Origin of the sequence: Bacteroides sp. D1 (genome assembly GCF_000157095.2) — a bacterium.
GTDB lineage: Bacteria > Bacteroidota > Bacteroidia > Bacteroidales > Bacteroidaceae > Bacteroides > Bacteroides xylanisolvens.
Window position 1 is genome coordinate 417,134 of record NZ_JH114339.1, and the last position, 17,204, is coordinate 434,337.

At 38.5% G+C, this 17,204-nt stretch carries 13 protein-coding genes; 9 read left to right on the plus strand and 4 right to left on the minus strand.

Features of this window, described 5'->3' with window-relative positions; translation table 11 throughout:
• The first annotated feature begins 84 nt into the window (after window positions 1–84).
• The 9 genes from BSAG_RS12645 to BSAG_RS12605 all read left to right on the plus strand — a co-directional run bounded on the left by BSAG_RS12645 (window position 85) and on the right by BSAG_RS12605 (window position 12,111).
• Entirely contained in the window at window positions 85–951 is an 867-nt protein-coding gene (locus tag BSAG_RS12645; RefSeq protein ID WP_008997497.1) for a toprim domain-containing protein, read from the plus strand.
• Window positions 952–1,159: 208 nt separating this feature from the next.
• On the plus strand, window positions 1,160–1,555 hold the full coding sequence (locus tag BSAG_RS12640; protein WP_008770810.1) for a plasmid mobilization protein: 396 nt from the start codon (window positions 1,160–1,162) through the stop codon (window positions 1,553–1,555).
• A gap of 20 nt (window positions 1,556–1,575) precedes the next feature.
• Window positions 1,576–2,757: a relaxase/mobilization nuclease domain-containing protein gene (locus BSAG_RS12635; RefSeq protein WP_008770811.1), complete on the plus strand. Its 1,182-nt coding sequence runs from the start codon at window positions 1,576–1,578 to the stop codon at window positions 2,755–2,757.
• The gene (locus BSAG_RS12630; RefSeq protein WP_232286463.1) at window positions 2,693–3,640 is read left to right on the plus strand and encodes a hypothetical protein; all 948 of its coding nucleotides are present in this window, start codon (window positions 2,693–2,695) and stop codon (window positions 3,638–3,640) included. The genes BSAG_RS12635 and BSAG_RS12630 overlap by 65 nt, the downstream gene beginning before the upstream one ends.
• Window positions 3,641–4,022: 382 nt before the next feature.
• Window positions 4,023–5,243 carry a hypothetical protein gene (locus tag BSAG_RS12625; protein ID WP_008770813.1) on the plus strand — a complete coding sequence of 407 codons (1,221 nt, stop codon included), beginning with the start codon at window positions 4,023–4,025 and terminating at the stop codon, window positions 5,241–5,243.
• 12 nt (window positions 5,244–5,255) lie between these two features.
• Window positions 5,256–6,326, plus strand: coding sequence for a DUF1848 domain-containing protein (locus tag BSAG_RS12620; RefSeq protein ID WP_008997498.1), 1,071 nt, complete (start codon window positions 5,256–5,258; stop codon window positions 6,324–6,326).
• A gap of 107 nt (window positions 6,327–6,433) precedes the next feature.
• Window positions 6,434–10,441: a DEAD/DEAH box helicase gene (locus BSAG_RS12615; protein ID WP_232287660.1), complete on the plus strand. Its 4,008-nt coding sequence runs from the start codon at window positions 6,434–6,436 to the stop codon at window positions 10,439–10,441.
• Window positions 10,438–10,836, plus strand: coding sequence for a hypothetical protein (locus BSAG_RS12610; protein ID WP_008770816.1), 399 nt, complete (start codon window positions 10,438–10,440; stop codon window positions 10,834–10,836). The genes BSAG_RS12615 and BSAG_RS12610 overlap by 4 nt, the downstream gene beginning before the upstream one ends.
• Before the next feature lie 24 nt (window positions 10,837–10,860).
• The gene (locus BSAG_RS12605; RefSeq protein WP_008770817.1) at window positions 10,861–12,111 is read left to right on the plus strand and encodes a YhcG family protein; all 1,251 of its coding nucleotides are present in this window, start codon (window positions 10,861–10,863) and stop codon (window positions 12,109–12,111) included.
• A gap of 208 nt (window positions 12,112–12,319) precedes the next feature.
• On the opposite strand, the gene BSAG_RS12600 is transcribed toward BSAG_RS12605, so the two are convergent.
• From BSAG_RS12600 to BSAG_RS12585, 4 genes are all read right to left on the minus strand, one after another.
• Window positions 12,320–14,566 carry a cation:proton antiporter gene (locus tag BSAG_RS12600; protein WP_004316793.1) on the minus strand — a complete coding sequence of 749 codons (2,247 nt, stop codon included), beginning with the start codon at window positions 14,564–14,566 and terminating at the stop codon, window positions 12,320–12,322.
• A gap of 127 nt (window positions 14,567–14,693) precedes the next feature.
• Window positions 14,694–15,710: an inorganic phosphate transporter gene (locus tag BSAG_RS12595; protein ID WP_008019880.1), complete on the minus strand. Its 1,017-nt coding sequence runs from the start codon at window positions 15,708–15,710 to the stop codon at window positions 14,694–14,696.
• A gap of 15 nt (window positions 15,711–15,725) precedes the next feature.
• Entirely contained in the window at window positions 15,726–16,373 is a 648-nt protein-coding gene (locus BSAG_RS12590; protein ID WP_004316899.1) for a DUF47 domain-containing protein, read from the minus strand.
• A 77-nt stretch (window positions 16,374–16,450) separates the two neighbouring features.
• Window positions 16,451–17,086 carry a DedA family protein gene (locus tag BSAG_RS12585; protein WP_004316898.1) on the minus strand — a complete coding sequence of 212 codons (636 nt, stop codon included), beginning with the start codon at window positions 17,084–17,086 and terminating at the stop codon, window positions 16,451–16,453.
• Between the last annotated feature and the right edge of the window lie 118 nt (window positions 17,087–17,204).

Genomic DNA, 17,204 nt, shown 5'->3' on the forward strand with positions numbered 1-17,204 from the left:
CAACAAAAGTTCAACAAAGGCTCAACGTCTTTCTCTTTTCATTATATATTCTCAACAATTCAACAGTTCAACAATATAAAAATAATGAATTCACTCGACAATAAGAATATACAGATAGCAGATTTCCTTGCAGAAAAAGGTTATCTGCCGATTTCAAAGAAAGGGGCTAATTGGTGGTATCTGTCACCATTGCATAATGAGAATACAGCATCCTTCAAGGTCAATGTGGATAAAAATGTGTGGTATGATTTTGGTTTGGGTAAAGGTGGTGGACTTGCTACTTTGGTCAATTTACTGTACCATCCAAATAACTTTCAGGATTATCTTCATCATCTTAGCGGTATTAGGACTTCGTTTCCCTCAACTCCCAAAACGACAAGGGAAGGCTCTGAAACTTTCAGCAATGTTGAAGTAAAGAGTTTGGCTAATTCTGCCCTGTTAAAATACCTCGGAAAACGTGGTATTGCTCAGCAAGTGGCAAGCCAATATTGCAAAGAGGTGCATTACCAAAACCGCGATAAGAGCTACTTTGCCGTAGGTTTTCCTAACCGCTCTGGAGGTTACGAGATTCGCAATGCTTACTTCAAGGGGTGCATCTCACCAAAAGACATTTCGGTCATATCCAAAGGCAACAAAGATTGTCATGTGTTTGAAGGATTCATCGACTTCTTATCCTATGTGGTTTTACATGGAGACTGCGATGCCATTGTCCTTAATTCAGTTATCAATGTTCCCAAGTCAATAGACTACTTGAACAGATATGACACCGTCTATTGTCATTTGGACAACGACAAAGCTGGACACGATGCCACAGAACAAATCAGAATTTTGTGCAAGGGCAATGTGATAGATGCTTCTGAGGAATATGGAGAAGCTAAAGACTTGAACGAGTTCCTTTGTAAAAGGATGAATAGTCAAGGGCAGGTTCTGAGTTGTGGTTTCAAGCGGTAAATTAGGTTCCTACAATAGTCAAAAACAAGTGTAATCATTTAGGGAAGTTCTTTCTGGAGCAAGTTTGTGTTTTCGATATACGAAAACAGTAGCAATCGGTATATCCGATTGTGCTATTGTCTTTGCCTATCAAGCATATGGCAAAGGTCAATACCTATTGAGAAAATTGTCCCCCTCAAGAACTGAAATCAAAAAGAATAAGAGATAAATGGCAAAACATGTTATCAACAATCCAGGAGGGCGCAAGCCTCTCCCTGAAGAGGAAAAGTATGGCAAGCCTATACCAGTTCGTTTCACACCAAAACAGTTTGTCCGTATCAAACGCAAGGCTGGAGAGATGCCCATAAGTACCTACATTCGTGAAGGCGCACTTCATGCCATTGTGCGCCAACCTGTTTCGAAGGAGTTGATGAAAGAGATAAGAGACTTGAATAATCTTGGAACGAATATCAATACCTTGGTTAAGCTTGCTCACCAAGCAGGGCTTATGACCATTGCAGACAAAGCCAACGAAGCCCTTGATGGAGTCAATGCGATTCTCCATCAAGCTCGTCTCAAAATCAAAGAGAAAGAAGACAATGACGAATCAGAAAATCAAAGTTAAACTACAAAACACGACAGCATATGTATGGTAAAATTCTTCATGGAGCATCATTCGGTGGGCTCATCAACTATATCAACGACCCACGCAAAAATGCGACACTGGTTGCTTCAAGCGACGGAGTCAATCTCACGAATAACCAAACTATAACAGATAGTTTCGTGATGCAGGCAGGTTTGAGTGCTCGAACCAAGAAACCTGTAGGACACTTTATCTTATCGTTTTCACCCCATGATGAGCTACGCATCAATGACAGGATGTTAGAGCAAATAGTCAACGATTACTTGAAACACATGGGATATGACGACAATCAATTTGTCGCATTCCGTCATTTCGACAAAGAGCACCCACATGTTCATATCATGGTAAATCGAGTAAACTTTAAAGGCAAATGCACCAAAGACTCACATGAGAAAGACAAGAACATAAAAGTGTGTAAAGAATTGACTGAGCAATATGGCTTATATATCGCAAGAGGAAAAGAGGCTATCAAAGAAAGAAGACTTCGCTCAATGGATGCCATCCGTTATCAGATGTTGCATCGAGTAAGCGAATCGTTGCAAGTCTCTCGAAATTGGAAAGAATTTGAAAATGAATTGTCAAAAGCTGGAATCCGTTTGCGCTTCCGATATAATACTAAGACAAACGGTATAGAAGGAATATCGTTCACTCTTGCCAAGGAAAATATCAGCAGCAAGATGAAACATGACATCTCTTATAGTGGCAAGCAATTGGATTCATCGCTCACTCTTGCATGTATCTGCAAGAAGCTTGGCAACCCTATAGCTATCGTACATGAACAGGCAAGAGACATGTATGATGATGCTCGGCAAGAATGGTACGACACCCATAATGCCTACGAGGTAAGAGATATAGACAGAGTGTTCCCTGATTTCGATTTACGTTTCCCCTGGCAAGCCCAAGCAAGAATGTATGATGCCCCGCAGATGTGTGGCAACGAACAGACTTTGGGACAAGACTTCTTTATTGAATTGTACCAAGCAGCAGATGATGTTTCTGATATAGGTAAAGGAGTAATTCAAGTAGGACTTGCTTCTCTCGGAGCCATTCTCTTTCCTCCATATCAACCTGCCATATCTGCTGGTGGTGGAAATTCGTCTTCCAAACTTGGTTGGGGTGATGATGATAAATACAAGAAAAAATATAGCAGTAGAAGTCGCAGCTTCGGAAGAGGCAGAAGATAATAAAAATTTAAAATATCACTATAATATGGCTAAATCAAACGAGCAGTTAGAGGATATACTTGATGGCTTGTCTGTCATCAAAAACAATAATGCCGCAACAGAACAAAGACTTAGTAATATCGAAAATCTATTGGCGAAGTTAGCAACGAAAGAGGAAGACGTACCAATAACGCCTGTTGCAAGCACCTCAGCAACTTCTATTCCGTATGACGAGATAAAAAATGCTGTTCATGAAGAAATGGATAGTTACTTTAACGCTATGTCTGATTCTGCAGAACTTCTATCGGATAAGACCCTCAAACGCCTGGGGACTATCTTCATTGAACTGTATGTTGAAGAAATAGAAAAATACTTGGAAAAAGACGAAAAAGAAATAGAGTGCAAACGCAACGTGTATCTGCAAAAGCGAAAAGCGCAAGGCTTAATGACCATTGAGCAAGTAGCAGAATGGGCGCCACAATATTCTCTTGAGATTCAACGGACAATCCGTTACATCGGCATGAAAATCATTGATGAGAATGAATCTGTAGAAAAAGCACATGCGATTTTGAAGATATGGGGCGATGCCCTGCAAACCATAACAAGTCCCAAGTCATCTCCTCCACCTACATTGAAATCGTGGTGGCTCTACAGATGGAACAGTTTCAAACAAAGGACTGACAAATGGGGATTACTCCAATGGTATCTTGTCATTCTCGGCATTATCGCCTATGTTCTCTTTTCATCTCTCTATCAAAGTAGGGTTATGGATCTTGACAGGACCAACCGCATTTTCTACAAGAAGGTTATCATGGATGAAAAGAGAAAGAGGAATTATCAAGAGTTGGATTCACTTATCCATTCCGATTCATTCTTCAAAACATACTGGGGATTGAATAATTAAAGTACGAGCGTTCACCCATAATATTCTGTTTTAAAATCTAAAAATGAAGTATTACGTAATGTTTTCGTTGATTTTCAGAATATTCTTCATGACTTACAGATATTTTCTGTATTTTTGCTATTGGATTTGGTACAACCATTTCCAGACATTAAGAAATATTAGGAGCGTTATGCTACTCTTGTAAGTGCAAAGCCTGAGAAACTGAAACACAAAATCAACAAGAATTGGCATGGCAGTTCCCACGTTATAGCGTGGGCTGCTTTACCATATCTGTTGATTAAGGTTTTCTCAGGGCCTGCACTTTAAGACGTGGTTATAGCAGTGCCACGCTTTTCGTTTAACTAATATGTCCTATAGGCTACTGATGGACTAACTTTTTGATATGGGAATATTCGATTTTTTAAACAATAAAAAGAAAGAGAAAGCACGACAAGAACAATTGCGTCTTCAAGAAGAAAAGCGTCGTGCAGAAGAACAACGACGATTGGCAGAGCGTCGTAAGCAAGAAGAGCAACAAAGGCGTGAAGAATCGTTCTTGTCTAATTTCGAATTTGATTCTACCTGTCATCAGCGTTATGAAAATGGTCAACCTGTAAGAGGATTACAAGTCTGTCCGAGATATATAAAAATCAAAAAGAACATCAATGGATGTTCTGGGTATCAGCTTACACCTGGAGATGGGTATATCTTGACTGCAACAAATGGAGATACAGGACAACCACAGTTCGCCCCCAAACCAATGCGTGTAGTAAAATTCTCGGATTCTGAGATTTTGCTTAAGGGATATTGTGTCTCTGCACAAACACCTTTTGGATGGCAAGAGATTGATTTGTCGGATTATGGTTTTTCGATTATCCTTGAGAAGAATGTTGTAAAAAAGTGTATCCTCTTCTTGTATGACAGAAATGTTAAACTTGAATATATGGTAGGAAGTAAAACTACGGAAAATTCCGCAAATAATACTGCCTGTAGAATGGTAGAAACAGAAAGTTTGGTCGTTGAAGCACTAAAACAACTTTCTATTGGAAATAATGGCGATGAAACATATCATCCCCTTTATAAATCATGGCGTTCATATAAGGATAATCCAGAACAATTAAAAAATATAAAAGATTTTGGACATTACGGAATGGGATTAATGATATTCCTTTCTTATGGAACAATTTCTGATATTGATGATAGACAACAACTAGCAAGTCTTGCATATTTGTTTATTAGTAAAGCGATTAAGCAAAATAGTGCCAATGCTAATTTGTTCAAAAATCGTTTACTTCTTATGATAACAAATCATGAGGCTTTTGAATATACTGTATCGTCTGTTGTTAATAAAGATCAGGATTTCTTTTCTATGAATTTGATGCCTTTTCAGGCAAGAGATGCAATGTTTAAAATGGAATATGCAGACTTGTCTTTTAACAGAGCATTATTGAGCATAGATATATTGGCTTCAAAATACCAAGATTTGCAAACTAAGATTAATTCTGGATTTTTTGGAAAAGAGAGTACAAATGAATCTATAATATCATCAGGCAAAAGTTTGCATGAACAAGTTCTTACCTACCTGGAACACAAAGTACTAGATGAAGGTGATATAGATTTTTAGCAAATATCGAATATGGCAACATGGGCTAAACAAAAACTTCCACGTGAGAATGGGGAACTTGTAGATATGCAAGTTCCTATTCTTGTTTCTGCAAGTAGAAGCACGGACATACCTGCTTTCTATGCAGATTGGTTCTTTTACCGTCTTGATAAAGCTGGCTATTCTGCATGGACAAACCCTTTTAATGGGGTGAAAAGTTATGTGTCTTACAAGGACACACGGTTTATTGTGTTTTGGTCGAAGAACCCTAAGCCATTGTTGCGTCATCTGCCAATCCTCAAACAACGTGGAATCGGGTGTTATATTCAATACTCATTGAATGATTATGAGGAAGAGGGGGTGGAAAAGAATGTACCACCTATAGAACAACGTATAGAAACATTCAAACAACTTACCAATGCTCTTGGTAAGGGGCATGTGATTTGGCGTTTTGACCCTTTAGTTCTTACAGATAACATAAATATCGATAAGTTGCTTGATAAAGTTGAAAATATTGGTAACCAGCTACTGGGATATACGGAGAAACTTGTGTTTAGTTTTGCCGATATACTTTCCTATCGCAAGGTGCAAGCCAATCTTCAAAAAGCCAATATAAATTATATAGATTGGCAAGAAAATCAAATGCGAGAGTTCGCTCGTCGATTATCTGTACTTAACCAAAAATGGGGATATGAGCTGGCAACATGTGGAGAAAAAATAGACCTGACAGAGTTTGGAGTTAAAAAGAATCATTGTGTTGATGATGAACTTATCATTAAGTTAGCCTATGATGACAAAAAATTAATGGATTATCTAAAAGTCAAATTCTATCCCATGCCACAAAAAAGCCTATTTGGAGACTCTGAGCCTTTACCAGATAGTGCTATCATACTTCCTAATGGAATGTATGCACTTCATGGAGACAACAAGGACAAAGGCCAAAGAGCATTTTGTGGTTGTATAAAAAGCAAGGACATAGGTGAATACAATACTTGTGTGCATGGTTGCGAATATTGCTATGCAAATGCGAGCAAGCAGGCTGCGGTAATGAATTATAAATGTCACAAAGAAAATCCTTGGAGTGAAACAATTACTGGAAAATGAGCTATATAGACGACATTCATAGAATAGACAATCTGACAATCAATGAGATTATTCGGATTTCCAACAAGTACGTACCTAATCGATATAAATTAGAACCATGGAGGTACATGGATGGTCAAGGACGTACGTTGGAGCATGGCACTGCAGTCTTAGAAACAGAAGAGCAGTGTTGTGCTTACATGTCTGCATATGGACCTATGCATCGTCATAAGCTTATGCGTGCTTTGGATGAAAAGGAGTTTCCTTATTCAGATTTAACTGGCGGCATTGAAATTTACGATTGGGGATGTGGTCAGGGTATAGGAACAATGACTGTAATAGAAAAGCTCCGTCAACACAATATGCTCAGAAAACTCTGTAAAGTTGTCCTTGAAGAGCCTTCTAATGTTGCAAGAGATAGAGCTGTCATACATGTAAAAAAAGCATTGGAAGATTATAATGCTGATGTTATTGCAGTCTCAAAGTATCTACCATCGGACAATGGAGACAATAGCAATTGTATCACTTCTATAAATGTAGAACAGCCAACCGCTATCCACATATTTTCTAACATACTTGATATTGAAGCAGTGAGCTTGAAGGGCGTTTCAAAAATGATAACCTCTTCAGGTCAAAAGCATATTGTACTTTGTATTGGACCTGCCAATCTTAACGAAAGCCGAATATTATCTTTTCGCAACTATTTCGTAGAAAATCATATTCATATCTTTACTAAATTTAGAGAGACTAATTTCGGTCTCCATCCTAACCGTAAAGCATATGGTTGCTTGATTAATAGTTTCAGTTATAGTCTTTCACAAACGTCTGAGATTCTGCATGAATACAAATATTTTGCACCTATTCAGTATTTTGCATCCTTTACAGACACGATAACAAAATCGTCCCTTAAAGAGAGTGCGTTTGAAATATTAGCTCCTTTTGATATAACTGCTCATAAGAATTTATGTCCAGTCTATGCATTAATGAGCAATCTGATTTCACGAGGTTGTCCAACTTTGGCAAGTAAAAAAATACTGGATTATGTGTCTAATATGCCTGATACTCAAAAAGCAAAGAGTCTTAACGCCATTGCACGTATCCAGAAGACATTTATTGAAGCAATAATTTCTGAACGACTGGATACAAACAAGCTGGAATGGAAAATTCTCATCATAGAGGACAACACTTCTGTAGCAAAGATTTCTTTAGAGGATTTTTCAGAGACTTACCATAATCTCATAGCTATGACTAAAGATTATGATGATATGGTATTGCCCAAATTGTCTGTTTGCATCAAAGATAATGCTTCTTCGGGAATAGAATATGATGCAATTATTGACATTTCAATAGATCAACTATGCAATGCAAAAGAGGTTACTTTCTCTAGATTTAAGGTTTTAAATGATTGCTATTTCATTGTGCGTTCATCAGAAAAAGTGTATGAAGACCGAATTCTTTATACAACTGAGCGTATTAACTATAAGCCATTTGTAGAAAAAGACAGTTACGGAATATATCATAAGATTGAAGATAATTGCTCAAGACTCAGGTATTTCTTAAATCTCATCTTTAGAAAAGAAGATTTCAGACCAGGACAGTTACCTATATTAAATAGAGCCCTCCAATTAAAAAGCGTAATTGGTTTGCTTCCAACAGGAGGTGGTAAGTCTTTGACTTATCAGCTTGCGGCTATGTTACAACCATCGGTTACACTTGTTGTGGACCCATTGAAAGGTTTGATGAAAGACCAATATGATGGGTTGTTAAATATTGGTATAGACTGTATATCATACATCAACAGTGACATCACTAAGAATTATGAGGAAGGCAGAAAACGTGAACTTGCATTGACGGGTTCGCAAGTTCAAATAATGTTCTTATCACCAGAACGTTTAAGTATTCACAGATTTCGTGATGTTTTACGCTCTATGCGTGAATCAAGTGTATATTTCTCTTATGGTGTAATAGACGAGGTTCATTGTGTATCTGAGTGGGGACATGATTTCCGTCTTGCATATCTTCATCTTGGCAGAAACTTATTCAATTATGTACTTCCAAAAGAAGTGGAAGGAGAAGATAATCATATATCATTGTTTGGTCTTACAGCAACGGCATCATTCGATGTCCTTGCCGATGTAGAACGTGAATTGTCTGGTCCGAATGCATATTCTTTAGAGGATGATGCAACTGTTAGGTATGAAAATACAAATCGTCTTGAGCTTCAATATAATGTATATGAGGTTGATGCAAAAGATGCACCGAATGCGTGGGCTGTTGGAGATATAAAGGAAGAAAAACTTCTCGAAGTGATAAGTGATGCTACGCAAAAGATAGTCGATATACAAAATAATAGTGCTGTAAAATACATCAAAGAGCGATTTGTCGAACGTGAGAATTTGATAGATTCTACAATTATAGATAAAATACACCATACAAACCTTGGTGTTGATGTAGAGAATGAGTGGTACAACCATACTAATACCAACACTGCTGGTATCGTATTTTGTACACGAGCATCAGATAGAGCAAATCTTAGCGTTCCAACAGTAGAAGCTAGTCTTCGTAATCATGGGTTAAGAAGCATTTCAACATATAAAGGTGGTGATGATACAGCCTGTCAAGATTCTTTTCTTAAAGGTAGGACTAACATAATGGTTGCGACAAAGGCTTTTGGTATGGGTATCGACAAGTCTAATGTGCGAATGACATTCCACTTGAACTACCCAGGGTCTTTGGAGTCTTTTGTGCAGGAGGCTGGACGTGCAGGGCGTGACAAGAAGATGGCATTAGCTACAATAATGTATTCTCCGAAGAAATTTTGGGTGAAAAATGTAAAGACTGATAAATGGCAAGAATTTTCTGCAGATTACACGAATAACAAATTCTTCTATGATAGCAACTTTCTTGGTGAAGAGTTTGAATTGTTTGTCATGGAACTACTTATGAATAACCTACAAGTAAAGATTAGTAATGAGGAGTTTTATGACGTAGACAAGCCGTGTATTGCAAATTCACAAGGCATTGTCAAGTTTATAAAGCGATATGAAAAGGGGCATATATTAACTTATTATATATCATACGAAGAAGATGAGAAAGTCCTTGATGGATATAATCAGTATCTTTCTACAAAGAATATGCCTGTATTCAATACATATAATGCCAGAAATTTAAAAAATAGTCGTGGATATAGCTATATCCGTGATTATGGTTCTGCTGTTTATAAGGATGCCATACAGAAAGCTATTTATAGAATGTGCGTTATAGGCCTAATTGATGATTTCACAGAAGACTATTCAAAACGAACTTTCCGTATCACGACGATTTGCCAAGATGAATCAGAATATTTCGAACATCTCAGGTTATACTATCGTAAATACTATTCTACCGAAAGGGTTGAAAGTATGATGGGAGAGGTTAGGAAGCTTGCCAATACCGAAGGAGTAATCATGGCTTGCTTGAAGCACCTTACTTCTTTTATTTATAAGAGTATTGCCGATAAGCGAGCACGAGGAATCCTTGATATGGAGCAGTTCTGCAATATGGCCATTAGCTCAAAAAAGGATTGGAAGGAAACAAATGAGGAGCTCAAAGACTTCATTTATTATTACTTCAATTCTAAATATGCGCGTGAGGGATTTGTTACATACGATTCCAACTTACAACAGGATGTGCCTTTCTCATTGAAAGATGACACAAGCCACGATATTTATTCAGAAGATAAGATTACAAGTTTTGAACTTGTGAGAAAGTATATGAGAGTCGTGGATGCAGAAATCGTAAACAACGACTCGCAAATGGATAATATAAAACATCTTCAAGGTGCTGTTCGATTGATACGTCGTGCCATTGCGGAAATGAATCCTGTATTAAACCTTCTCAATGTATTCTGCATCCTATATCTTGGACAAGAGGCAAACGAAATGCTGGAAGATGAACTCTACAATGATTATAAAGCTGTGTATGAACAGTATATGGATGAAGGTAAGTCTGCCCTGATAGATGAATTTACGCAACTTCTTATCAAGCATGCTGCTCTAAAAGATGAAGAATACATAAACAAAATCCAGTTGGCAATCCAATTGGAAGAACATGTAAAAGCATTTAGTAACATCAAAAATAAATATACAGAAAAATGATTGACCAAAGAATCAATGACTCCCTGAAGGAGTTGGAGCAAGGTCTTAAAAATATCGACTCAGCTCGAAAGCAAGTAGAAATGACTATAAATTCGTATGATGGATTACACATTTCAACATCCGAATATGTGGCTCAACTGGGAAACTTGACTACAAAAGTCAAAGAACTTGTTACAGCTATAGGAACAGATTACAATCAGAAAGCTACAGCTTTCGATAAAGATCGAAAGGTAATTGTTGATTCGGCAAATTCTGCAATACATGAACTTTCCAATTCAACAGAAACCTTCAAAAATTCTTTAAACAATGTTGAGAATAAATTGAAGTATAGTTTAATCGTAAATATTACCCTTTTTGTTATTTTGGGAATAATAGTATTTCTGACTTCCAATTAAAATAAGGCATAATAAAGAAACGATATGGCAGATAACAACAAACCATATTTCGTCACCTCCAAAAATTTTCATGGTGACAACGATTATGTGGAATGGCTGAAAGAGATAAAGAGTCGCTATCAAGCTATCCGCAATCGTGTAGTGATGCAAAGCAATTATGGAGCTTTGGAATTCAACTGGCTTTTAGGACGTGACATCGTACAGAAAAGGGCGGAGTCGAGATGGGGTTCTGGCACCGTAAACCAACTGTGCCTTGACCTTAAAGCTGCTTACCCTGACGTGAAAGGATTCTCTGTGAGAAACCTCTACTACATGAAGGAGTGGTATGAGTTTTATATGGCTGATGAAGAGCATAAGGAAATTTTGCACCAGGTAGGTGCAAAATTACAAGAGGCTGAAAATCAGAATCCTATAAAATTGCACCAACTAGGTGCAGAAATTGTTTCGGCAGACAAAATTTCCGCCATCTTAGCAGAAGGAGGAATGCTGCCAGTGTTTGGAATTGTGCCATGGAAGCACCATTTAACGCTGATTTCTAAATGCAAATCCATCAAAGAAGCATTCTATTATATGGCGCGTGTTATTGATGAGGGACTTAGCAAACGAGAATTGGAAGATGTTATAGATAATGATGACTTTTCCAAGTATGGGAATGCTTTAACCAACTTTTCATCACAGCTATCAACAAGCCAAAGTCTGTTGGCTATGAATGTGTTGAAGGATCCATATCGCCTTGATTTCGTTACATTAGAGAGAGGATACGACGAGCATGATTTGGAATCAGCCATTGCAAAAGACATTACACGATTCCTGCTTGAACTTGGAAGTGGGTTTACTTATGTCGGAAGACAGCCTGAATTTGTCGTTGGCAACGAGGGCTATTTCCCAGACTTGCTGTTTTACCATATTCGGCTTCGTTGCTATGTGGTTATTGAATTAAAGGTTGTTGATTTTAAACCCGAGTTTGCTGGCAAGTTGAATTTCTATGTGACGGCATGCAACAAACTTCTTCGTCAACCAGAAGATAACCCTACCATAGGCCTTCTGCTTTGTAAGTCAAGAGATCAAACTAAAGTTGAATGGGCTTTTGATAGCATACAGAATCCTATGGGTGTGGCTACTTACGAAGGAATTAAAATAAAAGACAAACTACCTTCAGTAGAAGATCTGAAAAAACGCCTTGACATGGTGGAGCAGGAGCTCAGAGAATATAAAGAAAATGAGGAGGCTTCTGCAAAGGACGGAAATTACACATCCAATCAAGAAACAAAATAGCTGTGTTATCTTGTATTTCTATGCTTTAGATAACTCATATTTGTACCAAAGTGTTATAAGCTACTGATTATCAGCACGGTTTATTTTCGAGGAAGTGAAGTAAAGATCGCTGAATATACAATAAATCAAAATAAGAGAGCTGTAGATTAAATGTTTACAGCTCTCTTTTGTTTTATATGTAATGTGATTTATTTGAACCCGGACTTTATTACAGTATTTCTCTAATCTTCTCGCGGTTACCCACAATCCAAACGAGATCTCCTAATTGGAAAGCCGTATCTTTATCCAGAGGGATCAATTCATTATTCCGTTCAATAGCCACAACGATACCGTCGTACTTTTCTCCCAAATGAGACTGTGCAATGGTTTTATTTAAGAAACGGAATTCGTCATCTACAGTGAAAGAGTGGAGAGTCATCTTTTTATCTACTGCGTCCGTATCTTTTGTATTTTTTACATCTTCTATTCTATTTCTGAACTCCTGCAATTGCATATCCGTACCGACTACAATCAGTTTATCCTGCGGATAAATAGGTTCAGAACTTTTCGGAATGTATATATTCAAATCACCACGCGTGATTGCAACCACATTCACTCCAAAATTTTGGCTGAATGAAAGTTCTCCTAAAGACTTGCCGATGTAATCGGAATAAGGCGATACTACGACAGACGTCAAATCAAGGTCCTTGTCATTGAACTCGCTATTGAAACTTGTTTTTAGCGGGTGTCGTTTTTTAGCAGCCTCTTCCCGTCGGTTAAGATTGGCTAGGAATCTCGTTTCCAATCGTGAATATTGCGTGAGGTCTTCCCTAAGAATAAGAATCAATGCCACAACAGCTATGGCAATAATCACACTTATTCCCCAGTTCAGCTTGAAATAGCTGATAACTACGCTAGTGATAAAGAAAAGAGCAACAGATACCCGGCCTAGAACGAGAGAAACCAGTCGTCCGTGATTGTAATTCTCATCTCTCCATAGCTTCAGGAATAATTCGGAAGAGTTGTATTTGTTGGAGATGAGTGCCCACAAAAAAGGAGTCATAAGCAAAAGGGTACCCAGACACATCACCAGATTAATCCATAGGGTAACAGGAGCAAACATTTCACTGATGGCGGGATAAATGATTTGTATAGACAGCAGCCAGATAGCAGTGAGCAATACGCTATAAATAATAACCCTGCCAATCATGTTTTTTAGTAATTTCTTCCAGTCACTATCGTGGTTCATGGTTTTCTTGCCGGAAGCATAACGATCTAATGTCTCCTGTACTTTAGTAGGCAATATTTTGTAAAGCCATTCGGCAAAAGGGTTGGCTAAACGGATAAAATAAGGAGTCGTGAAAGTGGTGATAACAGATACAGCCACAATAATAGGTGAAATAAACGGATCGAGCACTTTGAGCGAAACACCCAGTCCGGCAATGATGAAAGCAAACTCTCCAATTTGTGCCAGGCTGAATCCGGATTTGATAGAAGTGTTCAGTGGCTCTCCGGATAAGAGTACGCCAAATGAAGAGAAAATGGCTTTACCGATAATGGTAACCAGAGTAATGATGATAACAGGCCAGGCATATTCTACCAATACCGCCGGATTCACCAGCATACCGACTGATACGAAAAAAATAGCTCCGAAGAGGTCTTTTACCGGTTGTATGATATGTTCGATGTGCTCGGCTTCGATGGTTTCGGCAAGAATAGATCCCATGATAAATGCACCTAACGCCGTTGAAAAGCCTGTATAGGTGGCCAATACCACCATTCCCAGACAAAGACCGATTGAAACAATCAAAAGCGTCTCATTATTCATCAGCTTCTTTGCTTTTTTAAGAAAAGCCGGAATAACGAAAATACCGATGAGAAACCACAGGATTAAAAAGAAAACGACTTTGAGAACACTAATCAATAAGTCTTCACCCACAAAGTCCTGACTTACCGCCATTGTAGAAAGAAGTACCATCATTAAAATGGCAATCAGGTCTTCCACTACCAGAGTACCGAATACGATGCCCGTGAAACGCTGGTTGCGTAACCCCAAATCATCAAAGGCCTTGATGATAATTGTGGTAGACGACATAGACAACATTCCCCCAAGAAAGATGGAATTCATTGTGCCCCATCCTAACAATTGTCCTACCAGAAAACCTATGAGCAACATACTGACGACTTCGGTGGTGGCCGTAATAAAAGCTGTGGAACCTACATTCATGAGCTTTTTAAAACTAAACTCCAGTCCAAGTGCAAAGAGCAGGAATATAACACCTATTTCCGCCCATATATTGATATTTTCGATATCTCCCACTGTGGGGAAAATATTTATATAAGGCCCTGCTAGTAATCCGGCAATGATGTAACCTAAGACTAAAGGTTGTTTCATCCATTTGAACAGCAAGGTTATTACACTGGCCGATATTAATATCAGCGCAAGGTCGGCAATCAAAGTTGGCAAATGTGACATTTAGTGATGGATTTATTCATTTTTATATTCCTGATAGTTAGACAGAAAAGAGCCAGGGAACATGGATGTTTAGCTCTTTTCTTTTTCGAGAGTGGCGGCAGTCAATTATTCATTATATTGTTTTCCTCTACAAAAAGAGGGAAACAATATAATAGATAGCTGCTGCCAAGAGTCCACTGACCGGAATTGTAAGAATCCAGGCAGTCATGAGGCTTTTTGTTATTCCCCAGCGAACGGCAGATAGTCGTTTGGTTGCACCTACTCCGATGATTGCACCTGTGATAGTATGTGTTGTACTAACGGGGATTTTCAGCATTTCCGTAATGTAGAGAGTGAAAGCACCGGCTGTTTCGGCAATTACTCCTTCCAATGGGGTTACTTTGGTGATTTTGGTTCCCATTGTCTTTACTATTTTCCAACCTCCGGACATGGTGCCGAGTGAGATAGCGGTGAAGCACGAAAAAGCAACCCAGTCGGGAAGGTCATTGATGCTGTTGATACCCATGCCCAATCCCATAGAATGAGCGGCTATCATGGCAGCGGCAATAATACCCATTACTTTTTGTGAATCATTCAATCCATGTCCGACACTGAAGAGGGCGGAAGAAACGAGCTGCAACCTCTTAAACCAGACTTCAGCTGTATGAGGATGTGCGCGCCGGCAGATATAAAGCACAAACAGAGTGAAAACGAAAGCAATCACCATTCCGATAAAAGGAGCCAGAAAGATGAAAGCTGCAATTTTAAGAATGATATTAAGTTGAATTGCTTCAAAACCGTTTGCCATAATGGCAGCTCCTGCAAATCCTCCGATAAGCGTATGTGAGGATGAAGACGGGATGCCTTTCCACCATGTTACCAGGTTCCAGGTGATGGCTGCTATGACTCCTGCCAATATAATAGGTAAAGTGATATATTGTTCTACCACCGTTTTGGATACTGTATTGGCAATACCGAATCCGCCTATGATGTATTTGGCAATGAAAAAAGCAACGAAATTGAAGAAAGCAGCCCATAGTACAGCTTGAAAGGGTGTAAGCACCCTGGTAGATACGATTGTAGCTATTGAGTTTGCTGCATCGTGAAAGCCGTTGATATAATCGAATATCAGAGCCAGAATAATGATAGTCACTAATAATTCCATGTGTTCCGGCTTACTTTATGCGTATTTTACAATCAGGTTTTTCAGAATCTTGCCTACGTGCTCTGCGGCATCGGTCGTTTTCTCCAGTTCATGCATGATTTCTTTAATTTTGATAAGTTCAATGCAATCCTTTTCTTCTTCAAATAGCCTGGTGATAAAGAATTCATATACGTCATCTGCCTGATTCTCGATTTCATGTAATCTTGAGCAATATTCCCGGAGAAGAGTCGGTTTCTTACGGAATATTTCAAGTTCGTCCATGGCTTTACAGATGTAGGTCGCTTCTTCCTGAATCAAACGGCTCAATTCTTTGCCGTTCTCCGAGATAGGACGGGGATTGTAAATAGAGATTCGTTTGGCACAACTATTTATTCCATCGATGACATCATCCATGCAGGAAGCTAAGTCATGAATATCTTCACGGTCGAAAGGAGTGATGAATGTAGTGCCCAATTCATCAAAAATCCGATGCGTCAGTTTGTCCCCTTCACGTTCCAGCTCTTTGATTTTCTTGTAGTAGTCTGCACGTTCTGTTGGTGAGTCATGTTGCAAGCTTTCTGTTAAAACAACGGATGCTTCACAAAGCACTTCTGAAAGTTGTTTCAGCAATGGGAAAAATTTGGGCTCCTTTGGAGTAAACCGGCTAAAAAAAGAATTTTTCATAAGTGTAAAAACTTTAAATTGTTTTTTCTTCTCTATTTATATTAGTAACAAATGAATACAGATTATAGTTTGGTGTTTTAAGACTTTAGTTTGGCTCGTACTACCTCTATGATTGCAGGCAATATAGAGATGAATATGATGGCAACGATCAGCAGTTTCAAGTTCTCTTGTACAAACGGAAGGTCTCCGAAGAAATAACCGGCGTAGCAGAATATGCCAACCCAAGCCGCACCACCCGCTAAATTATACATCATAAAATAGTAATAGTTCATCTTTCCCATTCCTGCTACGAAGGGGGCAAACGTGCGTACTATCGGGACGAATCTGGCAAGAATAATTGTTTTCCCACCATATTTCTTATAAAACTCGTGTGTCTTCTCCAGATGGCTTTGTTTGAATATCTTGGAATTGGGATTATTAAAAAGCTTTCGACCGAAGAAATGTCCGATCATGTAATTGCAGGAATCGCCTAATACGGCAGCGGCAAATAAAATGATAACGAGTATATGCACACTGATAGGCATGTCAGGTAAGGCAGAAATAGCTCCTGCAACGAAGAGTAGAGAATCACCGGGAAGAAAAGGAGTGACCACTAATCCGGTTTCACAGAAGATTATAAAAAACAAAATGGCATACGTCCAGGCATGATAATCACGCACAATCATAACCATATATTGATCGATATGAAGGATGAAATCCAATAAAAAGTCCATTTTATATACTTTGGTTGTTATGGTAAAAAAAGAATGTTATTGGCTTCCGGACCATAGTGAATACTCTTTTCACTTAAATGGAGGACGCAAACAGAAAGTGAGGCATCAAAGACTGGAA